The following is a 22,397-nucleotide window of genomic DNA, read 5'->3' as shown; positions in this document are numbered from 1 at the left end:
ATATAATTAGGCATTGATATCATTTTATAATGGCAAAGGTATATTATAAATGGCTATAAATAAAAAAACATCCAACGTACGTGGATGTTTTTTAAAGACTGCGATAATAACAGAATTTCTATTTCTTAATAAACTTATAGTTAAGGATATTGTCTTGACTAATAAACTTGACAATATATGCTCCTGATTTTAGGTCTCCTACCTTTACATTATTCTTTTCTTCATATTTAAAGCTTTTGATTAACTTTCCTGAGATATCATAAATTATAACTTCTGATGGAGAAAAAGACTCTGGTAAATCAAAAAATAAATTTTCTTGTACTGGATTAGGGTAAACTCTGATAGAATTATTTTTTTCGAAATCAACATTAGCTAAAGTCAAATCATCTAAGCCACTAGCAATTAGCGTAAAATCCTGAACACCCGCTAACAAGTTACCTTTATTACTAACCTGAATGGTATATTTCCCTGCTGCAGCATTTGCAATTGATACTTTTTCAATATTATCAACATTATTATCAGAATTTTGAGTTGCCGGAGTATTTACTAAAGTAGGATCTAATTTCCAAGGATAGTATACGGTACCTGCTTCATCTATAATTTTAAGGTCAAGATTATTCACTAGATTAGTAGTTCTATTATCTTCAACTATAGGAGTAACTACAGCACCCGCTTTAACTGGATCTGTCCAAGCTATCGAAACATTTAATGCTCTTGGTGACGAAATTGAAACTTGCTTCGTGTAAACTACCTGATCTGTTAAAGTCGTTTCTAAAACTAATGAAGTCTTTCCGTTTGAACTAATCAATTTAGCTGCCTCTTCTCCATTTGCCAAGCCCCAACCATATTCATAATCTGGACCTACAGCATTTCCTGCTTCATCAGCAGTATGGCATAGCAAACCACGAGTAGTTGCCGCTTTCATAAAGGTGGCATTCAAATTATTATAATGCTGTTGCAACAATACAATTAATCCAGTAATTGCTGGAGCTGCCATTGAAGTACCGCTTAATATCTCATACGTATTGTCATTAGGTCCATTGCAGGAATAAACAGACACACCCTTAGCACTAATGTCTGGCTTAATTCTTCCATCATCAGTAGGTCCATAATTACTAAACGTACTCATAGTCACACTAGATGGGCCAGTATAAGTTGGAACAGAATTAACAGCCGCAACAACAATAGTATTTTTTGAAACAGAACTTCCAGTAAGCATATCATAACCGCCTTTGTTATTTACTTGCGAATGCGAACTATTTCTAGAATTACCTGCAGCAACCACAATTTGATAATATGGGAACACTTCTGAAATTTTGTCAAAATCAGACGAAGTTTGATCATAGTAGCCAAATCTTGCATTAGAAAAAGAATTAGTAATACCATAACCGTATGAATGATTTGACATTAAAAAACCTTCGCTTGCGAAACTTGCCATTTCCTCAACATCGCTATCCCAAAAATATGTTTTAGCTTTTGCTTCATATGCGAATCCACGAGCTCTAGGCACCACTCCTAAACCCACAATAGTTCCAGTTACATGAGTAGAATGGGCACTGGGAGAAACTGCTCCATCACCAAAAGTGATCTTTGAACCCGCCAATTCCTGATGAGTATGACGAACTTTACCTCCATCCCAAACCCCCGCAGTTATACCAATACCAGTTAAATTAAGACCTAGAATACCATTTGGTTGCAAAGAATTTGCACGAATAGTAGCAATTGAAGCATCATTATCAATCGTGTAAAAAAAAGGCACTCCATCATAAATCCGTTGAAGGGAACTCCTTTCTGAATCTAATAACCTGTGTTGAAGTTTAAAATTTTGAACTTTCTTTTTTTGTTCCTTTTGTGCTTCAGCTAGCTCATTAACAAAATTATTGATTTTTTCAGCATCATAGGAATGAATAATCTTTTTTCGTTCTTGCAAGTTCTGCGCAGTTGAAAATTGAAAAATCAATAGGCAAAATAAAATTTTTTTCATTTATAAAAATTAAGAATTAATTTTTTTTGTAACAAACTAAATATACAAACATTTTAAACAAAAAAACCTCCCAAATGGTTAAAAAGGGAGGTTTTCTATTAAAATGTAAGCTATTAATTAATAACCAGGATTTTGTTGTAAATTACTATTCAAATCTATTTGAGATTGTGGAATAGGAAGTTGCCATTTGAAGCTACCTGCAGGAATTGTCAAAGCTGTAGTTTCAACTTTTGTACCAGCACCACTTGCATGGTCTCCTTCAACAGCGTTTCTTTCCATTGCTAAACCTAATCTCTTTAATGTAAAGAAACGGTCCATTTCAAAAGCAAGTTCTAATCTTCTCTCAAGCATAATAGCATTTAATAAAGCTGCTCCAGTCTCATTTCCTGAAACAAAAGAATCATATCTTTGTGATCTTACAGCATCTAAAAATGCTAAACCTCCACCATTGATTCTATATTGTGCCTCAGCCATGTTTAAATAAACTTCTTCAATACGCAATACTTTAATATCAACAATAGCTGGGTTACCAGTTAAACGACTTAGGTATTTAACAATGTGATTGTAAGGAACTCCATTGAACGGACTAGTAGAGATGTAAGCAGATTTTCTGATATCAGTAGTTTGAAACAAATCAGAGAAACTCTTTGGCACTACGTACTCAGAACGAACACCACTTGCAACTGTTTGATTGAAAACAACACCTGGTGTAACACCATCAACTTGATCAATTCTAAGTTTAAATAATACTCCAGAAGCATTAGCGTCTTTCCAAAGATTAACAAAATTAGCTCTAGGACAAACATTATTACCAGCTATCGCAAGGTTACCATATTGAATAACTTTAGGATCGTCACCTAAATAAAGATAAACACGAGATAATAATGCATAAACAGCAGCTTTTGATGCCTTTCCAGAAGCAATAGAATTAGTTGTACCAATTTTGTCAGCAGCGATTAACAAATCATCTATTACTTTCTTATAACTATCAGCAACAGTAGGTCTAGTTGGCTTAGAAAAAGGGTCAACTACATCTAAATAATACATCCCTAAAGAAGCATTAGCATCAGTAGATTGAGTTGGAATTTTAGAATAAATTCTAACCATATCAAAATTGTTCAATGCTCTAATGAAACGAGCCTGCCCTTCAATATTGTCTCTAACTGCATTCTGAGGAAGAACATTGATATTATCAATTACTCTAGTTGCTGTTTCAGCAGCTCTGTAAGCACTGATATAATAGTTAAAATGTGAACTATTAGGAACTGATAATAGTCTAAATCCATCAGCATTAGACTGACGTCCTTCTACTTTTAAAATTAAATTATCAGTCATCACTTCACTATCAATAACAAACTCAGAACCGTAACCTCCAGCCCCTCCATTTTTTATCATATAAGAATATGCACCTGTTAGCATATTTTCAAAATCAGCCGCATTACGTAAAACAATAGATTCACTGATTGCATTGTAAGGTGCGAAAGTGATATCTTCATCATCGCATGAATTTAATGCGAAAGATAAAGCAACAATGTAAATTATTTTTTTCATAATTATTTTAATTATAAATTAATTGATACTCCAAAAAGGAATGTTTGAACAGTAGGATAAGAATACAATGCAAATTGTCCAGGTACTAACAAACCTGTTTGACTCTCAGCACTACCTATTCCTACCTCTGGATCACCATTAAATTTAGTCCATGTAAACAAGTTTTGCATTTGAGTATATATTCTAATATCATCTACAGGTAAATTAGTGAACGCTTTCTTAGTAAATTTATATCCAATATTAAGGTTTCTAAATCTAATGTAACTTGCATCTTCTAAGAAACGATCTGATTCTAAATTTGAGTTAATCCCTGACAATTGTCTTGGAGCTGGCAACGATGCAGTTGTGTTAGTTGGAGTCCAGTAATCAAATGCTGCAACAGCCTGATTTCTATTTGGAGCAGAACCATCTGCAGTCATATTTTGCCACATGTAGTTATAAGTATAGTTTCCTTCTTTGAATACAAAATCAGTAGAGATATCAAATCCTTTGTATGCAAACTGCATACCAAAACCACCTTCATACTTTGCATAAGGAGTTTTTCCAGTAAATACTCTATCACCAGCACTATATACATCAGTAACAGTACCATCTAATTTAGTATACATTGCACGACCATTTGTAGGGTTTACTCCTGCATAAGGTACTAAGAAGAAATCATCAGGTGAACGACCTACTTTATTCCATGTTAATCCTCTTGAAAGCTGATTATTTGGATCACCAGGACGGTTTAACTCATTGATTTCTCTGTCAAAAGCAGCAGCATTAACATAAAAAGACAAAGTAGTGTTAGCATTTTTAATTGCAAATGCCTTTAACTCAACTTCGGCTCCTTTTGAAGTCCAGTCACCAGCGTTAATAAGCGCTGAAAAAGATGTACCAACAGTAGTATTATCACTATAAATAAAGTCATTTCTTCTATCTTGAAAAACAGAACCTGAGAAAGTTAACCAATTATTCAAAACTGCAGCTTCTATACCAATTTCGTATTTCTCTGCTTTTTCAAATTTTAGGTTATCATTTCCAACAGTACTTCCTGTTAATACCGTTCCGATACCTCCACCATATTGTGAAGTACTAAAAAGACTTTGTGCAGTATAACTTCCGATACCGTTTGTTGAATTTAATTCACCATAAGATGCTCTTAATTTCAAATTATTCAACCATTTTACATCACTCATGAAAGCTTCGCTAGTAACATTCCAACCTAAAGAGATTCCTTTAGCAAATTCGTATTTGTTGTTACTTCCCAATACTGATGAACCATCACGACGTCCGTATAAAGACACTAGATATTTACCATCAAAATCGTAATCGATGTTACCAAAAATAGAAACAGTAGCATTTTCAGTTCTTGTAGTGAACGGAACTCCAACTACAGCAGTACCTGCAGTAGGTAAATCACCGTTAACATATCCTTTTCTAGTTAAAGAGTGTGATCTAAAGTTTGATTTGAAATATTCATACAATACAGTAGATTCAAAATTGTGTTTACCATTGATACTATACTTGTAGTTCAAACTGTTAGTCAATTGATACTCTAATGAATCAAAACCGTTATCTGTTTTTTGACCTCTAGCAGTAGGATCTCCAACAATTAAATCCAAAAATGAAAATGGTTTTGTGAAAGACTCTCTTTGAAATCTTTCGTAGTTCATATTCATTTGAGTTTTGAAAGTCAAATCTTTAACTATTCCTAACTCAACGTATGGACGACCATACATTCTAAAGAAACGACGTTGCTCCACATTATTAATAATAGCCTCTTGAATTGGGAAACCAGCAAGTAAACTTGTATTGAAAACTGGTTTACCTAAAGCATCGTTTACAACATTTCCACTAGCATCTCTGGCAAAAAAAGGTTCGTAAGGATTGTAATCGTACATTGCTCTAATTGGACTTTGAACATTGTTACGATCTCTTGAATCATTAAATTTCTCATATGATCCACCAATATTAAAACCAAATTTTACTCTATCATTTGCTTTGTATTCACTATTATATCTAGCAGTAATTCTATTGAAACCTTTAAGTTTGTCAATAATTCCTGTATCTTCCGTATAACCTACAGACATAAAATTAGTAAATTGATCATTACCACCTGAGTAAGAAAAATTATTATTTTGTACAAATCCTTTTCTTAACAAGTCATCTTGCCAGTTGTGATCATAAGAACGTAATAATGCTAATTCAGCTGCAGATTTACCAACAGTAGAACCTTGACCAATCAATGCTTCATAACGAATTTTTTCGTCAGCATTCATCATATCAAATGGATCAGCAATTTTTTGCGTAAATCCAAGAGAGTTGTTGAACTGAAATTTACCTTTTGCGTTTTTACCTTTTTTAGTAGTAATAACAACAACTCCATTTCCACCACGTACTCCATAAATTGCAGCAGAAGCTCCATCTTTCAATATAGAAACAGATTCAATATCATTTGAACTTAAAGCAGAAGCTTCAGTCCCGCTTACAAATGCGCCATCAACTACATAAATAGCTTCAGCTGTACCACCTGTAATACTAACAGCTCCACGTACAGTTACATAAGCTGCAGCTCCAGGCTTTCCGTTTTGAGCAGTTACCTGCACCCCAGCTGCTTGTCCTTGTAATGCGTTTTGAATAGTTAGCGCAGGAGACTGCTTAGATATCTCATCTGCAGAAACAGTTGAAACAGAAGAAGACAATTTTCTTGAATCTCTTGAATAATAACCTAAATTAGTTTGAACAATAACTTCATTCAAACTTACTCCATCTTGCAATGTTGCATTTACTGTATTTGATGCCCCAACAGTTTTGGTAGCATCGGTCATTCCAACAAAAGAAAATACTAATACATCTCCTGTTTTTGCTTTGATGGAATACTTTCCGTCAAAATCAGTCTGAACTCCAGTTTTGGTACCTTTCACCACAACATTTACGCCAGGCAAAGGGCCTGATGAATCAGATACTACACCAGATACCGTTTTCTCTTGAGCAAACGATAACTGCATTGATAACGCTAAGAATAGCGTGATAATCCATTTGTACTTTGATCTCATATTAATTAATTAAATTAGTTATTCGACAAAAATCATAATAAATACTTAAAGAAACAAATTTTTAGAAAATTTAACATAATTAATTCACTAATAATTTGTCTTAAACAAAACACATAACTCAATCACACAACCAACAAACCCACTTATGTGAAATTATTTAGAAATATTATTATATTTTTGTCAAAATTAATTTAATGTTAAGCCCTTTTTTTTTAACACCCTATTTAGAAACTGGAACTGATGAAGCAGGTCGAGGTTGTCTTGCAGGTCCTGTTACTGCTGCAGCGGTAATACTATCTCCAGATTTTCAAAATAACACATTAAACGATAGCAAGCAACTTTCTGAAAAAGCTAGAGAAAAATTAAGACCTATTATAGAGCAAGAATGCATTTCATTTGCGGTAACGCATTTAGAACCTTTGATAATTGATGAAATTAACATCTTGAACGCCTCCATAAAAGCAATGCAGGAGAGCATTTTAAAATTAGACCCAAAACCCTTACATATTATAGTAGACGGAAACAGTCCATTCATTCCAAAAGGTGGAATAAAAAATCGTGGAGGGAAAATTTTTACCGATGCAGAGATTGAAATCCTAAATTCAATTCCAAATACCAGTATTATAAAAGGTGATTCAAAATTCATAAGTATTGCAGCCGCATCCGTATTAGCAAAAACCTATCGCGATGAGTATATGAATACGATTCATGAGGAATTCCCCATGTACAATTGGAAACAAAATAAAGGATATCCGACGAAAGAACATCGAGAAGCGATTCGGATTTATGGCGTTACTAAATACCACCGAATGACATTTCGATTATTGCCAGAACAATTAAAGTTGGAAATTTAGATTTTTAGATTACACTGAGAATTTAAGAAAACTAACACTCTCATTGTATAATAAACGAACATTCGAATAAATGGGAAAAATGTTTCAGTATTTTTTCTTTGACTTCTTCTTCATTAACTTTTTCAACACCAAGTTCAACGTTTAATGAAGTTACGGCTTTCCCGCGAATCCCACACGGAATAATATTGTCAAAATAACCCAAATCAGCATTTACGTTTAAAGCAAATCCGTGCATGGTTACCCAACGGGAAGCGCGCACGCCCATAGCACAAATTTTTCTTGCAAATGGCGTTCCTGCGCCTAACCAAACTCCGGTTTCGCCTTCGCTTCTACCACAAGCAATTCCATATTCATTGAGGGTGAGAATAATGGCTTCTTCCAGAAAACGCAAATACTTATGAATGTCAGTAAAAAAATTCTCCAAATCTATTATAGGATAACCTACGATTTGTCCAGGACCGTGATACGTGATATCTCCACCACGATTGATTTTGTAAAAAGTAGCTCCTTTAGCCTCCAATTGTTTTTCAGATAAAAGTAAATTACTCAAATCACCACTTTTGCCTAATGTATACACATGCGGATGTTCCACAAATAGTAAATAATTAGGAGTTTCCAGTTCGAGTTCTTCTCGGCGATTTCGAATTTTTAAGTCAACAATTCCTTTGAACAACTCTTCTTGGTATTCCCAAGTTTCCTTGTAATCTTTTGTTCCTAAATCTTGAAGTTGGATATTTTTATTCATTAATGAAAGATGCAACGGTTAAGAGCGGCAAAGGTACAAAGTTTTTAAGAAAACTTAATGAGTAGAAAAGAATCGAATGAATCACTCTAAAACAACTTCTAGATTCGTACTCTCCGGATTTACTAAACAATCCGCTATCAGAAATTGCAATTCCAGTGATTTCCCATCTTCGCTAATTTTAGCATTCAAATTTGAAACGGATTTTATTTCCCTTGGAAAATGATATTTTAGAACATACGATTGTGTGATTTTGAACTTAGAAACTTGCATTTTGTACCCTTCAATTTTATCCTGCTGTTTCTTTAATTCTACCGGATCAGTGATTTTTACTATCCTTTTAAAAACACTTCCGTCAAAATCATAGTTCACACTATAATAATGTTCTTCGGCAACCAATGCATAATTATTTTCTATATCATCTGCGTATTCTTCGGTTTTATATAGATCAGCAACTTGCTCTATTTTAGTAAAATTTTGCGTGATTGTTGTACGAAATTCTTTTTCATACGAGTTTTTCTTGACATGTACTTTTACGGCACCAAATTTTTGAAAAATGGCTTTTTCAAGTGCTGGTAATCTGGAAAACGTCTCGGAATGTTTCATTATCAAATCCTGAAAAACATAAGTAGTATCTCTAAAAACTTCTTCTTTGGAGTAGTTTTCACCCATTAATTGCATATAACTATGCTCGTCTCTCAACTCATTAATTTCAATTTTTCCGGTTCCATCTTGGTTTAAATGAATGGTTTCTGTGACTTGGCAACTGTTTAGAAATACTAATAGAAATAACGCAATATATTTTTTCATTGGGATTTTTGCAAAATGATTTGATTTCAAATATACATTATTTGTACTATTTTTCATATTTTTTTTAAAAATAAAAGTCCTAATATAGCCCCGATAGCAGCGGCATCCCACGCTTTTGGGCGTGGATACAGCGAATAGCGGGACAAATTGTCTTGTAAAAACAGAATAATATGCTTCAAAAAACGACACATTTTAAACTTTAAATTTTAAAACTTATATAGTATCTTTGCGCTCTTAAAATCAGCATAAAATGGCATTATCCGAACAAGAAATATTACGCAGAGAAGCACTTACAGAATTACGCAATTTAGGCATTGAGCCTTATCCGGCAGCCGAATTTATTACAACCGCTTATTCCAGCGAAATCCTAGCTGATTTCGAGAAGTACGAAGGAAAAGAGGTTGTTTTAGCAGGACGTTTGATGGGGAAACGTATCATGGGAAAGGCGTCATTTGCAGAATTGAAAGATGCTGAAGGACGTATTCAAGTGTATGTTTCGAGAGATGATATTTCGACGGATGAGGAGAAAACAATGTACAATGTGGTTTTCAAAAAACTATTGGATATTGGCGATTTTATTGGGGTTCGCGGAACGGTTTTTAAAACGCAAGTGGGAGAAATCTCGGTTCATGTTTATGGTTTGACAGTTTTGGCGAAAGCCTTAAAACCACTTCCTGTTGTAAAAACGGATGCTGATGGTAAAACACACGATGCTTTTGCTGATCCAGAACAAAGATACCGTCGCCGTTACGTAGATTTAACGGTAAACGACCATGTAAAAGAAACGTTTATCAAAAGAACTAAATTGTTCAATGCGATGCGTTCTTTCTTTAATGACAAAGGATATCTTGAGGTAGAAACGCCAGTTTTGCAACCGATTCCCGGTGGTGCTGCAGCAAGACCTTTTATCACGCACCACAACTCGCTTGACATGCCGTTATACATGCGTATTGCGAATGAATTGTATTTAAAAAGATTGATTGTTGGTGGTTTTGATGGTGTGTATGAGTTTTCGAAAAACTTCCGTAATGAAGGAATGGACCGAACGCACAACCCGGAATTTACTGCCATGGAAATATATGTAGCCTACAAAGACTACAATTGGATGATGAATTTCACCGAAAACCTATTAGAACATTGCGCTATTGGTGTGAATGGGACCAGTGAAGCGACTTTTGGAGAACATAAGGTGAACTTTAAGGCGCCTTATGCTAGAGTTACGATGACAGATTCTATTAAGCATTTTACTGGATTTGATATTTCAGGAAAAAATGAAGCAGAATTATTTGAAGCTGCACGAGGAATGGGAATTGACGTGGATAAAACCATGGGGAAAGGGAAATTAATTGATGAAATTTTTGGCGCTAAATGCGAAGGGAATTATATTCAACCTACTTTCATCACGGATTATCCAAAGGAAATGTCTCCACTTTGCAAGCAACACAGAGACAATCCAGAATTGACAGAACGTTTTGAATTGATGGTTTGCGGAAAAGAAGTAGCAAATGCATACTCAGAATTGAATGACCCAATTGATCAAAGAGAACGTTTTGAAGAGCAAATGCGCTTGTCCGAAAAAGGAGATGATGAAGCAACCGGAATTATCGATGAGGATTTCTTGAGAGCGTTAGAATATGGAATGCCTCCAACTTCTGGATTAGGTATTGGAATGGACCGTTTGATGATGTTCCTGACCAATAATTCATCTATCCAAGAAGTATTGTTGTTTCCACAAATGAGACCAGAGAAAAAACAAGTGAAAATTGAATTGGAAGAAGACGAAAAGCTAATTGTAACACTTTTACAAGTAAATAATAAACAAATGGAGTTTGGTTTATTGAAAATCCAATCTCAATTGAGTGGAAAAAAATGGGACAAAGCTATGAAAAACCTTTCGTCATTAGGAATGACCGAAGTTGTAGTTGATGGTGATGTAAAAGCATGTCGATTGAAAGAGTAAATATTTCAGTTCTATTTGCAAAAAAAAATCACAAAAGCAATGCCCCAAATAGTTATAACTATTTGGGGCATTTTTCTATGATAAAAGATTATGATAGCTTGGATTATGTAAGTAATAAAAACAAGTAAGCCAACCCTTCCCAGAGTTGGCTTACTAATGCAAAAAAACAATCTAACTACTAAAAACCTAAACCAACAGCCATTGCTGTGGCTTGAATATTTATATCAGAAACCTTAGTAGCTGCACCAGTTACCAAGTTTATACTGTACACTGATGTAACATTATTTACTTTCAATAAAGCAAATGCAGCAGCACTATTACCACCAATATCAAATCCGCTATCAGCATCAACATTTACTCCTAAATTCCCAATAGCAACTAGTGTACCGTTATTTGGTGGGTCTTGACGATATAACATGTCTGTTTGTGAGTCAATTACTAATAATGAAGTTGTAGTGGCTCCAGCAATATTATTAGTATATGCAGCTCCAGTTACAAATGGTGTTCCAGGATTTAGATTGCCATCAACTGCTACTACTGTACCTAAATCTGGGTGTAAACGTAAATTTTGACCTGTATTACTTACCAGCCTGATTCTATCTACGGTTGGATTAAAATCAAAACCAAAAGAAGTACCTGACAATGCTGTTAACAAAGGCGATCCAATTACTGTCAATGCTCCGCTAGCTGTATTCACAGAAAACATTCTGCTTTGATTTGAAATAGCATATAAACCTCCGTTTGCTGGTCTAAAATCTAAACCTACAATACTTTCGTTTGCAGCTAAACCAGTTAATGCAACAGAATTATTGCTTCCACTTGTTGGATTAAAACGAACCAGCATATTGCTAGAAGTTGTAGCATAGGCGATTGGATTAGTTTTGAATGCTATGCTTATCACTGGAGCAGTGAATTTACCCACATCAACAGCTTTTCCAGTAGTCAAATCGATTGTGTATAAAGTAGACACATTAGCATTGTTTGTTACCGCAAGAGCAGTTGAATTATCTGCTAAAATATCCATATCACCTACACCTTGAAAGTTTACACCTAAGTCACCCACAAGTTGAAGTCCACCATCATTAGGTGGTGTTTGAACATACAATTTATCTTGTTCGAAATCTATATCAAATAACATTGTTGTTGTTGCGCCTGCCATACTATTTGTATAAGCTACTGCACCAATTTTAGGATTTGTACCCCCATTAATAACTCCATCAGTTGCTACAACAGTTCCAAGTTCCGGGTGTAATCTAAGATTTTGACCAGATTCTGTTACCAAACGAATTCTATCTACTGTAGGATTAAAATCTAATGAAGCATTAGCACCCGCAACAACAGGAGAAAACGATCCAGCGCTTAATGCTGTTGCAGCTCCACTTTTCTCATTAATAAAATAGAGACGACTAGAAGAACCTAAGGCATACAACTGTCCTGTTGCAGGTCTGTAATCAATACTCACAATACTCTCTGATGCTGGTAAACCTACAATAGGAGTGGTTGAAGTTGGAGTAGCTAAATTTCTTGCATTGAATGTAAGAATGGTATTGTTACTGGCTAAGGCAGTAAAGTTAACGTCAGGCGCCGCAACTGGCATCATCATTTCATTGTTATCATCATCATTACATGAAATTGCAGTTAAAGATAACAGTGCTAATCCTAGAATAGATGCAAATCCTAAATTTTGTTGTTTGTTTTTCATCGTTTATTTATTTAGTTATGTTATTACATACGAAGTGTACTTCATTATGGTTTTTAAATTTTTAAAAAAAATAAAAAAACACCCAATTGCAGCGTATGATTAGAGAATAAAACCTCTTCAACTCACTCATAAAAGCATGTTAACACCATTTTGAGAACATAATAACGATAACTAAAAACTTCAATGATTTCCTATGCCTTTACAAACTATAATTCAAATTTACACTCCAACGATAATTAGCTTCTACATTGCCGCCGGTAAGATTTTGATTGATGGGTAACATGGCATTAGCTCCAAAAGAAAGTCTGTCTTTACCAACCTCAAAACCAACTTTCCCAAAAAGAATATCTCCGTTTGTATTTCGTAATTTTTGATTGTACTGGTAATTACTTTCATAAACTTCACCAGCAAAACCCAGTTGTGGGACAATAGAAAAACTATTTTTCTCGTACAAATAGAAAAAGGTACCTGCGTAATTCAATTGATTCCCAAAACGGTAACTCTTTTGGTTTTCCGTTTTTATAACATAATTCAGCATCGAGTTTAAACCAAATTGTTTTCTTTTAACCACATATTCAGTTGCCAAAAGATAATCCCAACTTCCCGTTCCTACCTGAAAACTTGGATTTATACTACCGGAATTTGCTTCATTAAACTTTCCAGTTGGCGCTTTGAATCCACCTCCCAATTGTAATGTATGTACCAAAAACGTACTGTCTTTATGGGTTTGATACAAACGATACATCGCCAAAACGGTGATGTCGCCAATTCCGTTGATGCTTTTGTTGCCAGTTGCGGTTTCTCTTTCATGAAAATGATACGGCAATAATGTCGAAACCTGAACCTTTTCACTAACCGGGATTCGGCCCCAAACCTGAACGGTGTTGAAATTTTCTTTATACCAAGGCGAATTGCTGTACAAGCCATCCATGGATTTGTATTGTTGATTGAAATACCGAATCCCAACGAAATTAGAGTTCAACATCGAGGCGAATCCCATGCTTCCGCCACTGGCAGAGCAACCGCAGGCATCGCAAAAATCTTCTTCTTCAAGGAAGGAATGGTATTTTGTAAATGGATTTACGGTATTTAAACTGTCTTTTTCGGCGGCGTTTGCCAATTGAAAAAGAAGTACTAAAAGCAATGTGTATTTTTTCATGTTTGTTGTTTTTAGCCCTGATGGCAACGGAAAGCCCGGAGCGGAAAAAGCTTGTTTTTCTTGTCCTGAAAAAGCGACCGGAGGAAGCTCTTTTCAGGACATAGAAAAACGGCTTTTGTAGCGAGGACTTGCAGTGTACAGCAGGAAATAGCTTCTAAAATTAATATTCAGAAAAGCGCTTGTCTGTTAGGTATTGCGTGTCTGTCAATGTTTTTAGAAAAGCAATAATTTTTGATTTTTCTGTCGCTGTCAAAGGGATTCCGAGTGACCCGTTTTTATTCAAAATTGGGTCTAAAGTAGCTGAATTCACTATACCGGAATTGTAATGATCCATAACGGCTTCTAATGTAAATAAGCGTCCATCGTGCATGTAAGGCGCTGTTTTTTCTATGTTTCTTAGACTAGGCACCTTGAATTTGTACTTATCCTGAGGCAACTCAGTCACGCGAAAACGACCGATATCATTGTACGCGGGATCAATTGGCAAGCCATTGTTTCTAAAAGAATTGTCCGTAAACAAATCCGTGGCGTGACAACTGGAACATTTTTGGTTAAAAATGGCATAACCGTCCTTCTCGTCTTGCGTGAGCGTTCCGCCAGATTCATTGCGGCGGTACTTGTCAAAACGGGAATTCGAGGACGTAACCATAACCATAAATTGTCCCAAGGCCTTGAGCATGTTTTCGGAATTGATTTTTCCATCCGTAAAAGCAATTTTGAATAGGTTTTGATAGGCTGAATCGCCTTTCATCATAGCAATCGCTTTTGCAAAATCGCCATTCATTTCTATAGGACTTGTGAACGGAATAATAGACTGTAAATCCAAATGCGATGCTGCACCATCATACATAAAAGTGGTTTGATAGGCTAAATTCTGTATTGGTGGCGTGTTTCGGGTTCCAATAGCGTCATCTACTCCGTGACTCAAGGTATGTCCGTGATGCGTAAATGCATCTTCCTGAATGTGACAAAATCCGCAGGAAACAATCCCATCCGAAGCCAATCGACCGTCGTAGAAAAGTTTTTTCCCAAGTTCAAATCCTTTTTCGGTGGGTGGATTATTCGCTAGATTGTATGCCAAAGGCGGGAAATTTGCCGGAACCTGAAAGTTCAGAGGAACGTCCTGATAGTCTTCGCTTTCATCAGCAGAACAAGACCACAGCAACGGAAAAATGAGCAATATGATATATTTTGCTTTCATTTTATATTTTTTTAAAAAAGCGGTCGGAGATTTAATTTCCAACCGCTTTTTGATTAAAAATTAATCGTTGTGAACGTGGTCTATTTTGAACATAGAAGAAACGTTAGTAGTAACCAAAGCCAGTTTAGCGCCACCCATAACGGTTGCCGCTTCCGTAAGATTGATTTTATTAGTTCCATCTATAACTTGAGACAAGTCAGTCATGATGTGTACTTGTGGCGTAATTGTAGTTCGTACCAAAGCATTTTCAGGGAAACTCAAAGTAACTTCAGCATAATTATAATCGGTTCCGGTTTGTCCGGTATGCACCATAAATTCTTTTGCCGTTGTTACCGTAGGAGCTGTAAAAGTACCTTCGAAAGCCACAAATTTATAACCTGCACTCCAAGACCACATCATTCCGGCAGTTTGGGCTGTTGCCAAGAAATCTCCTTGACCCGTTGCTCCTGATTCCCACTGGGTTTTATCGACTCCAATTCCGTATTTTACTTTAGTGTAATTTCCAGCAGGAATGTTTGAAAGATTCAATACTAATGTTGCAGGCGTAGCTTCATCTACAATAAAATAGCTTTGACTTTTTGGGTACGTAAAGGTAGTTCCATCCTCTTTTGTCAAGACAATATTACTCACGATGTACTTCACTTTTGAAACCGCTATAACCTCAGCATTCGAATTGGTATAGTTCGTATTGAAAGCAAAATTAGCCGATTTGTACACGTTGTCAAATTCTAATTTTAAATTTCCATTTCCGGTAATCATTTCATTATCATCGTCATTAGAGCAAGAAAACAATGTAACAGAGATAGCCATAACAGCTAGTATATTTTTTAATTGAAATTTCATTTCTTAAAGTTTTTATTTTGAATATAAGTACTGTTTCGCATGCCATTTTTGGATTATTATTTCCAAAAAAAGCAAACAAATTTTCTTCCGTTGTTTAGAACGGAAGAAATAAAGCATACTACATGCTTAAAAAAATTATGAAATGAAAGTGGGTGGGTGAAAAACAGAAGCACTATTCAAGCGAGCATATAAATTAGAATAATGCGGGTTTATTTTTTCTTTGGTATCAAAAAAAACTGTTGCAATTTCGAAAGATTTGATTTCCTCAAAAATGATCACATCAAGTATAGGAGCGTTTCCTTTTTTATCGGAAGAAAGTGGTTTTTCAGCCTCAGAAGCTTTGGCTAATTCTTTCATCAAATGACATTTTCCGTTACATTGCATTTTAGGTTTGTCCTTATTAATACAAAGTACTTTTGAAATGTACTCATAATTCACGACATACTCTAAAACCGGAAGAACTGGCTTGATAAGCATGATCAATACAACTATAAATATGATTTTTTTCACCGTGCAAAATTACTAAATGATTGTTTGATAAAAAATAGTTTTGAATAGAATAATCATAAATAAAATCACTCTATTCAAAACCAAACACTTGAATGCTCTATGCCAATTTTAATTCGGGGATTTCAATCTCGTTTAATTCCGTTTTGTAGTAATCAAATTGACTAAAAATGTTGTTTTTACTGCTTTCGAAAAAAGAAGTTGTTGCGAATAAATCTTCATAAAATCCTATTCCTGCGAGCAAATTTTTTTTGAACGAATTCCATTTTTTTATTTGTCCCAAAGTTATTTCTTCAGTAACCGCTGAAATTTCATTTTTCAGATAATCTAAATACATTTTTAACTCCTTCACAAATAGATTTGGGCGATCCGTAACTGTTAATACAGATGTATTTCCATAAATGTGCTGCACCATTTTAGAAAGTGAAACTTCTTTATCAAAATATGCCATGTTGGGCCCTGGACAAATGATTACTCCCTGCGCCTGCCCTTTTATCTTAATATCATTTTCAAGATACGAAGCATTGGCTAAGCCCACACAAAGACAGGCTTTCTCGGTAATACTATTTTTCTTTTTTTCGAAAACCTCCGGAGTTAAAATATCTTTTATAAGCAGTAATTCTTCCAGTTTTAAGTCTTGGTATTTCTTGGAAGATGTACAAATTCCTTTAGCATCGTATTCTTTGCTTAGCGCTAAAAATCGTTTCGGACATGAACTTCCCGCTTTGCTTTCCTCAATACGTTTCAATTTCAATTTTTCATTCGTCGTTCCTCGTAACGTATTGAAAGGTATTCCCAAAGGCGAAATATGACTTAAATATAAATCATCTTCTTTGGCTCCAGCCAATAAATCTCTGGTGTGTTTATCTACAGATGTAGCTTCAGGAACCAATAAAAACGGCGAACCCCAACCCACAGAATCCACTTGATAATGATCCATTAGAAAATCATGCTCCTCCGCAGTTCCTACGCCGCCTTGAACCGTGATTTTTAAATCCAAAGGCTGTTCTGGAACATGCATTTCTTTTTGTGATAATGCTTTCACCATCAACTCGTGTGCGGATTGAATCAATTGCTCTTTTTTCTCTTTGAATTCTTCTAGAATTGGTCCTAATAAATAGCCCTCGGTAGCAAAAGCATGACCTCCACAATTTAGTCCAGATTCGATTCGATATTCAGAAACCCAAAGTCCTTTTTTGGCTAAAAAATTCCCTTGAATCATCGCAGAACGAAAGTCACTTACTTTCAGCGTGATTTTCTTTTTCAATGCATTATTCGCATCCGGAAAGAAAGCCGAAAAACTTTCAAAATAGCTGTATAATCTTGGATTCATCCCTGCCGATAAAACGACTGAAGATTCTAATGTACTGTTCACAAACCCACGAAGCGCAGCATGCGCGTCATTAAAAATGATAGGTAATTGTTCCTCTTTGATAAAATTATCCTTATCGAGTTTAGTCATAATATTAACATCAATATCGCCCGGGAAAAGATTTTTCTCCAGATAATTCTTGATATTTTCTTTGAAAGCAAAACCGTCTTCCATCAAGTTTTGTAAACCCGATTTAATCTCTGATTTGTTGGGCAGCATGGCGATGTAGTTTTCCAAAGCTGATTTACTCTCTGATAATTCCGCTTTGAAATTTTCGAATTTTTCCTTAACGATTTTGTCTACCAAATTCAAATAAGAAGTAATGCGTTCTGCGCGATAATCATGTATTTTTTGGGTAATTTCTTGATACGGGGTATCGAATTTCTTGCTATAAAAAGCATTCATTTTTTCGATAAGTTCATCATCCATAATTGAAATCACGGATGAAATTCCATACTTCGCCACCCGTATCGGACTATCAATTGTATAAGCAAGTCCCATAACTGGGATATGAAATGTATGTAGTGGTTTAAGTGTTGTCATACTAAATGATTTAAATAAATAAAACACAAAAATCGATAAACAAAACTGTAAAAAAACTGATAAATATCATGCTTACACAGCTATAAACAGTATCTATTTTGTGCCTTTTTATAGAAAAAAAACAACTTCAAACCCGTTGGGTGTAATTAATAAAAATTTCAATTAGTCTTAAATAAAAAAAATGAACCACATAGAAACATAGAAAAAAGAGTCGGATAGACCAATTCTTGGGTTCACATAGCTATGGGTTTCTCTAAAAAAGTGAAACACCCTCCAAAATTTAAATATCTATGTTTCTATGTGGTTAAAAAATTAAACAAATTGAATTACACCCAACGGGTTAACTTCAACTTTACATTTAATCCTAAAAACAAAACGATAAACTTTTGTTAACGATTAAACTTTTAAGATCCATTCCTATCTTATAACTATAAAACTTAAAACAATACAAATGAAAAATTTATTTATCGCTGCATTATTAGTTGTCGGAATGACAAGCTTTGCACAAGAAAGAAAAGCAAGACCTGAAAGAGCTCAAATGGAACAAATGACTCCCGAGCAAAGAAATCAATTGTACTTGAAAAAGATGACTCTAGAATTAGATTTGAATGCTTCACAACAAAAGGAAATGAGTAAAGTTATTGCTGAACAAAGTAATAAAAGAGAAGCTAGAATGGCGGAAAGAAAAGCAACTAAAGATTCATCTAAAAAACAACTTACCGCTGATGAACGTTTTGCTAAGAAAAATCAAATGTTAGACGAGCAAATTGTGATGAAAGAGAGAATGAAAAAAATTCTTTCAGCAGACCAATATAAAAAATGGGATGACATGAAAGGAAAAAGACACAATGGAATGAAAAAAAGGATGGCATACCATCAGAATAGAAAACCAGCACAAATGGGTGATAGAAAATAATCCATTTACTTGAAATACTTCATCTTATTTCATAAAATAGCCCCAATTCTGGGGCTATTTTTATTTAAAAGGTTTTTGAAACTTTATCTATCGCTCGAATGGTAAAATCGAGATCCTCATACGTTAAGGCATCAGTAATAAACCATGTTTCATAAGCGGATGGCGCTATATAAATTCCTTCCTGCAACAATCCGTGAAAGAACTTCTTGAATGTTTCGTTATCGCCATTTGCAGCGGTTTTAAAATCAACAACCGGGGCTGCATCAAAATGAACTGAAATCATCGAACCGATGGTATTGATTGTAAATGTGATATTATTAGCTTTTAACACTTTGTCAATTCCTGCTGCCAAATATGCTGTTTTTTCTGCTAATCTTTTAAAAATAGCACGATCGCTATCTAAGGCTTGTAACATTGCTAATCCAGCTGCCATTGCCAAAGGATTCCCTGATAATGTACCAGCTTGATAAACGGGACCTAACGGAGCCAGATAATTCATGATTTCTTCGCGAGCGGCAAAAGCACCAACAGGTAATCCTCCACCTATTACTTTCCCAAAACAAACGATATCTGCCTTTATGTTAAGCAATTCCTGAACACCTCCAGCAGCAAGCCTGAAACCAGTCATTACCTCATCAAAAATCAATAGAATTCCATTATCGGTACACAATTGGCGTAAGCCTTCTAGAAAGCCTTTATTGGGCGGAATACAACCCATATTCCCTGCAACAGGCTCTACAATTATGGCAGCAATTTCATTTTTATTGGCTTCAATTAAAGTGGCTACGTTTTCTAAATCATTATAGCGTGCCAGCAAAGTATCCTTAGCCGTTCCTGCAGTAACTCCGGGACTGTTTGGGGAACCAAAAGTGATTGCTCCACTTCCCGCTTGGATTAAAAACGAATCAGAATGACCGTGGTAACAACCTGCAAATTTTATTATTTTATCTCTTTTAGTAAATCCACGAGCCAGTCTTACAGCGCTCATACAAGCTTCAGTACCGGAATTTACAAATCTAATTTTATCGATATTTGGGACCATCGCAACGGCTAAAGCTGCAATTTGAGTCTCTAATTCTGTTGGCATTCCAAACGAGGTTCCTAATTTTGCTTTCTCAATCACGGCTTGTACTACCGGTTCGTAAGCGTGTCCTAAAATCATTGGTCCCCAAGAATTGATATAGTCAATTAAACGGTTTCCGTCCTCATCATACAAATAAGCGCCTTTAGCACTTTTGACAAAAATTGGAGTTCCACCCACTGCTTTAAAAGCTCTTACTGGCGAATTTACACCTCCTGGAATTACTTTTTCTGCTTCAGCAAAAAGCTGACTGCTTCTTTTATACAACATTTATAAGTTAGGAATTATAGTTATTTAATCAATTATTTTACCATTAATTTCTGTCCAATAGAAAGTGTATTGTCAGAAAGATTATTTTTTTGCTTTAAATCATCAACCTTTAAATCGAATTTTTTTGAAATGGAATAAAGGGTATCTCCTTTTTGAACAACATATGAAAATAAGTCATGATCAATTGTATTTCTGGAATCTATCCTTAATTCCTCCACCATTTGTTTTTCGTTTGACACATAATTGATATCTAAAACTTGATTATCATATTGATACAAATTGTAGCGCTCAATATAAGAAATCAACTTATCTGGATATTTAGGATCTGTAGCGTAACCCGCAGCTCTAAGTCCTTTTGCCCAAGCTTTATAATCGCCTTTTGAAAACCCAAACAGTTTAGCATACCTACTTCTTCCTGTTAAAAACAAAGCGTGATCTTTAAATGATTCAGATGGATTATCATATTTTCTAAAGCATTCCTGATCAGAATCATCATCGTGTTTAACACTTTCGCCTGTCCATCCTACGTGACATTTTATTCCAAAATGGTTATTGGCCCTAATGGCTAAGTCACCTCTTCCAGCACCCGATTCTAAAATTCCCTGAGCTAAAATAATACTTGCTGGAATCCCAAAATTCTTCATATTACCCATCGCAATTTCTTTATATTTAGAAATATACGTTACGATTACATCATTAGTAACCACCGTTTTTGAAGTTGAAACAATTGTTTCTGTTTCATTTCTTTTAGATTCTGATTTTGCTGGTTTAGGATTAGTATTTACTATTTTGGTAGGACTTATTGGATTCGTTTTTTTAACCGCATTTACGACTTGTGTTTTTGATTTTAAAGATTCTTTTTTTGTCGTTACTATAACTGGCTTTGTGGAATTACACCCTATCAAAGTTAGTATGGTAAAAATTACTAGGATTTTTTTAAACATTGATATCTATTGTTGGTAATTGTTTGTTTTTTAGTTTCATATTCATTCCCTGAATTCCCTGAATCCCGCCTGTATGAATTAGTAAAATTTTTGAATCGGCAGGGAAATAATTATTTTGAATCAAGTCTATAACGCCAAAAACCATCTTTCCCGTATAAATAGGGTCTAAAGGAATTTGATTTTCAACATAAAACTTATTGATAAACTGGATTAGTGCTTCATTTACTTTCCCGTACCCCCCAAAATGATAGTCCGTAATTAGTTCCCAATTTTTATTTTTTACAAAATTACAAATTTCTTCTTTCAAAAAATCCCCTTTTAGAGCAGGAAATCCTAAAACTTTTTGGTGCGGTAAAGCACTGTTAATGATTCCCGAAATCGTACCGCCTGTTCCAATTGAACAACAAATATAATCAAATTCAGCATCTTCTGGAGTCAGAATTTCTTGACATCCTATGATTGCTAATGCATTTGTCCCACCTTCTGGAATTATATAAAATTCGCCAAATTGCTGTTTTAACTTAGCTAAAAACAAACTCTCATTTTTTAAACGGTATTCTTCTCTTGAAATAAACACTAGCTGCATGCCACAATTATGAGCAAATGAAAGAGTAGGATTCTCAGAGATTTTACTTTCTAATTCGTCACCACGAATAATTCCGATAGTTTTAAATCCATTTTCTTTTCCTGCAAATGCAACTGCTGCAATGTGATTTGAAAAAGCGCCACCAAAAGTAAGAAGCGTTTCGAAATCCTCTGCTTTCGCTTGTAGCAAATTGTATTTTAACTTTCTGAATTTATTTCCTGAAACAAATGGATGAATCAAATCTTCCCGTTTGATGGCTACTGAAATAGAATTTAAAAACGAAGTTGTTAGGTATTGATTCAAGCGAAGTTATTTTGTTACAAAGGTAAAA

17 protein-coding genes are annotated in these 22,397 nt (G+C 34.9%); 3 read left to right on the top strand and 14 right to left on the bottom strand.

Features of this window, described 5'->3' with window-relative positions:
* Nucleotides 1-118: 118 nt before the first annotated feature.
* The 3 genes from DFR66_RS11315 to DFR66_RS11305 form a co-directional block, all read right to left on the bottom strand.
* Nucleotides 119-1,984 (bottom strand): S8 family serine peptidase, encoded by a 1,866-nt coding sequence (locus tag DFR66_RS11315; RefSeq protein ID WP_114754951.1) that lies wholly within the window; start codon nucleotides 1,982-1,984, stop codon nucleotides 119-121.
* A gap of 117 nt (nucleotides 1,985-2,101) precedes the next feature.
* The gene (locus tag DFR66_RS11310; protein ID WP_114754950.1) at nucleotides 2,102-3,535 is read right to left on the bottom strand and encodes a RagB/SusD family nutrient uptake outer membrane protein; all 1,434 of its coding nucleotides are present in this window, start codon (nucleotides 3,533-3,535) and stop codon (nucleotides 2,102-2,104) included.
* A gap of 11 nt (nucleotides 3,536-3,546) precedes the next feature.
* Complete coding sequence (locus DFR66_RS11305; RefSeq protein WP_114754949.1) at nucleotides 3,547-6,576, bottom strand: SusC/RagA family TonB-linked outer membrane protein; 3,030 nt, start codon at nucleotides 6,574-6,576, stop codon at nucleotides 3,547-3,549.
* A gap of 194 nt (nucleotides 6,577-6,770) precedes the next feature.
* On the opposite strand from DFR66_RS11305, the gene DFR66_RS11300 reads away from it, so the two are divergent.
* Nucleotides 6,771-7,430: a ribonuclease HII gene (locus tag DFR66_RS11300; RefSeq protein WP_114754948.1), complete on the top strand. Its 660-nt coding sequence runs from the start codon at nucleotides 6,771-6,773 to the stop codon at nucleotides 7,428-7,430.
* 40 nt (nucleotides 7,431-7,470) lie between these two features.
* Here the strand turns inward: DFR66_RS11300 and lipB are convergent, their stop codons facing one another.
* Nucleotides 7,471-8,175, bottom strand: a complete 705-nt coding sequence (lipB, locus tag DFR66_RS11295) for a lipoyl(octanoyl) transferase LipB (protein ID WP_114754947.1) — start codon at nucleotides 8,173-8,175, stop codon at nucleotides 7,471-7,473.
* Nucleotides 8,176-8,256: 81 nt separating this feature from the next.
* Complete coding sequence (locus tag DFR66_RS11290) at nucleotides 8,257-9,039, bottom strand: hypothetical protein (RefSeq protein ID WP_242008673.1); 783 nt, start codon at nucleotides 9,037-9,039, stop codon at nucleotides 8,257-8,259.
* Between the two features lie 193 nt (nucleotides 9,040-9,232).
* Here DFR66_RS11290 and lysS point away from each other — a divergent pair, with 193 nt between their 5' ends.
* On the top strand, nucleotides 9,233-10,942 hold the full coding sequence (lysS, locus tag DFR66_RS11285) for a lysine--tRNA ligase (RefSeq protein ID WP_114754946.1): 1,710 nt from the start codon (nucleotides 9,233-9,235) through the stop codon (nucleotides 10,940-10,942).
* A 178-nt stretch (nucleotides 10,943-11,120) separates the two neighbouring features.
* Here the strand turns inward: lysS and DFR66_RS11280 are convergent, their stop codons facing one another.
* The 6 genes from DFR66_RS11280 to DFR66_RS11255 all read right to left on the bottom strand — a co-directional run bounded on the left by DFR66_RS11280 (nucleotide 11,121) and on the right by DFR66_RS11255 (nucleotide 18,269).
* Nucleotides 11,121-12,644 carry a DUF4394 domain-containing protein gene (locus tag DFR66_RS11280; protein ID WP_114754945.1) on the bottom strand — a complete coding sequence of 508 codons (1,524 nt, stop codon included), beginning with the start codon at nucleotides 12,642-12,644 and terminating at the stop codon, nucleotides 11,121-11,123.
* A gap of 199 nt (nucleotides 12,645-12,843) precedes the next feature.
* The gene (locus tag DFR66_RS11275) at nucleotides 12,844-13,803 is read right to left on the bottom strand and encodes a transporter family protein (protein WP_114754944.1); all 960 of its coding nucleotides are present in this window, start codon (nucleotides 13,801-13,803) and stop codon (nucleotides 12,844-12,846) included.
* Between the two features lie 160 nt (nucleotides 13,804-13,963).
* Nucleotides 13,964-15,004: a cytochrome-c peroxidase gene (locus DFR66_RS11270; protein ID WP_114754981.1), complete on the bottom strand. Its 1,041-nt coding sequence runs from the start codon at nucleotides 15,002-15,004 to the stop codon at nucleotides 13,964-13,966.
* 60 nt (nucleotides 15,005-15,064) lie between these two features.
* Nucleotides 15,065-15,847 (bottom strand): MbnP family protein, encoded by a 783-nt coding sequence (locus tag DFR66_RS11265; RefSeq protein WP_114754943.1) that lies wholly within the window; start codon nucleotides 15,845-15,847, stop codon nucleotides 15,065-15,067.
* 135 nt (nucleotides 15,848-15,982) lie between these two features.
* A complete protein-coding gene (locus tag DFR66_RS11260) occupies nucleotides 15,983-16,357 on the bottom strand; it encodes a hypothetical protein (RefSeq protein ID WP_242008672.1) in 375 nt (124 codons plus the stop codon).
* Between the two features lie 97 nt (nucleotides 16,358-16,454).
* Nucleotides 16,455-18,269 (bottom strand): hypothetical protein, encoded by a 1,815-nt coding sequence (locus DFR66_RS11255; RefSeq protein ID WP_114754942.1) that lies wholly within the window; start codon nucleotides 18,267-18,269, stop codon nucleotides 16,455-16,457.
* A gap of 451 nt (nucleotides 18,270-18,720) precedes the next feature.
* Here DFR66_RS11255 and DFR66_RS11250 point away from each other — a divergent pair, with 451 nt between their 5' ends.
* Nucleotides 18,721-19,185 carry a hypothetical protein gene (locus tag DFR66_RS11250; RefSeq protein ID WP_114754941.1) on the top strand — a complete coding sequence of 155 codons (465 nt, stop codon included), beginning with the start codon at nucleotides 18,721-18,723 and terminating at the stop codon, nucleotides 19,183-19,185.
* A 64-nt stretch (nucleotides 19,186-19,249) separates the two neighbouring features.
* On the opposite strand, the gene hemL is transcribed toward DFR66_RS11250, so the two are convergent.
* The 3 genes from hemL to DFR66_RS11235 are packed head-to-tail and all read right to left on the bottom strand — an operon-like array spanning nucleotide 19,250 to nucleotide 22,369.
* The gene (gene hemL, locus DFR66_RS11245; RefSeq protein ID WP_114754940.1) at nucleotides 19,250-20,536 is read right to left on the bottom strand and encodes a glutamate-1-semialdehyde 2,1-aminomutase; all 1,287 of its coding nucleotides are present in this window, start codon (nucleotides 20,534-20,536) and stop codon (nucleotides 19,250-19,252) included.
* Nucleotides 20,537-20,568: 32 nt separating this feature from the next.
* Nucleotides 20,569-21,480, bottom strand: a complete 912-nt coding sequence (locus DFR66_RS11240; RefSeq protein WP_114754939.1) for a glucosaminidase domain-containing protein — start codon at nucleotides 21,478-21,480, stop codon at nucleotides 20,569-20,571.
* Nucleotides 21,473-22,369, bottom strand: coding sequence for a 1-aminocyclopropane-1-carboxylate deaminase/D-cysteine desulfhydrase (locus DFR66_RS11235; protein WP_114754938.1), 897 nt, complete (start codon nucleotides 22,367-22,369; stop codon nucleotides 21,473-21,475). Before DFR66_RS11235 ends, DFR66_RS11240 begins: the two co-directional genes overlap by 8 nt.
* Nucleotides 22,370-22,397: the final 28 nt, after the last annotated feature.

The organism is Flavobacterium glaciei, assembly GCF_003350545.1.
GTDB classification, from domain to species: domain Bacteria; phylum Bacteroidota; class Bacteroidia; order Flavobacteriales; family Flavobacteriaceae; genus Flavobacterium; species Flavobacterium glaciei.
This window is presented reverse-complemented; position numbering and strand designations above follow the sequence as displayed.

What these genes read in the sequence shown, in the direction of transcription:
- DFR66_RS11315 (WP_114754951.1), bottom strand. Translation starts at nt 1,984, where the DNA reads ATGAAAAAAATTTTATTTTGCCTATTGATTTTTCAATTTTCAACTGCG.
- DFR66_RS11310 (WP_114754950.1), bottom strand. Translation starts at nt 3,535, where the DNA reads ATGAAAAAAATAATTTACATTGTTGCTTTATCTTTCGCATTAAATTCA.
- DFR66_RS11305 (WP_114754949.1), bottom strand. Translation starts at nt 6,576, where the DNA reads ATGAGATCAAAGTACAAATGGATTATCACGCTATTCTTAGCGTTATCA.
- DFR66_RS11300 (WP_114754948.1), top strand. Translation starts at nt 6,771, where the DNA reads ATGTTAAGCCCTTTTTTTTTAACACCCTATTTAGAAACTGGAACTGAT.
- lipB (WP_114754947.1), bottom strand. Translation starts at nt 8,175, where the DNA reads ATGAATAAAAATATCCAACTTCAAGATTTAGGAACAAAAGATTACAAG.
- DFR66_RS11290 (WP_242008673.1), bottom strand. Translation starts at nt 9,039, where the DNA reads ATGAAAAATAGTACAAATAATGTATATTTGAAATCAAATCATTTTGCA.
- lysS (WP_114754946.1), top strand. Translation starts at nt 9,233, where the DNA reads ATGGCATTATCCGAACAAGAAATATTACGCAGAGAAGCACTTACAGAA.
- DFR66_RS11280 (WP_114754945.1), bottom strand. Translation starts at nt 12,644, where the DNA reads ATGAAAAACAAACAACAAAATTTAGGATTTGCATCTATTCTAGGATTA.
- DFR66_RS11275 (WP_114754944.1), bottom strand. Translation starts at nt 13,803, where the DNA reads ATGAAAAAATACACATTGCTTTTAGTACTTCTTTTTCAATTGGCAAAC.
- DFR66_RS11270 (WP_114754981.1), bottom strand. Translation starts at nt 15,004, where the DNA reads ATGAAAGCAAAATATATCATATTGCTCATTTTTCCGTTGCTGTGGTCT.
- DFR66_RS11265 (WP_114754943.1), bottom strand. Translation starts at nt 15,847, where the DNA reads ATGAAATTTCAATTAAAAAATATACTAGCTGTTATGGCTATCTCTGTT.
- DFR66_RS11255 (WP_114754942.1), bottom strand. Translation starts at nt 18,269, where the DNA reads ATGACAACACTTAAACCACTACATACATTTCATATCCCAGTTATGGGA.
- DFR66_RS11250 (WP_114754941.1), top strand. Translation starts at nt 18,721, where the DNA reads ATGAAAAATTTATTTATCGCTGCATTATTAGTTGTCGGAATGACAAGC.
- hemL (WP_114754940.1), bottom strand. Translation starts at nt 20,536, where the DNA reads ATGTTGTATAAAAGAAGCAGTCAGCTTTTTGCTGAAGCAGAAAAAGTA.
- DFR66_RS11240 (WP_114754939.1), bottom strand. Translation starts at nt 21,480, where the DNA reads ATGTTTAAAAAAATCCTAGTAATTTTTACCATACTAACTTTGATAGGG.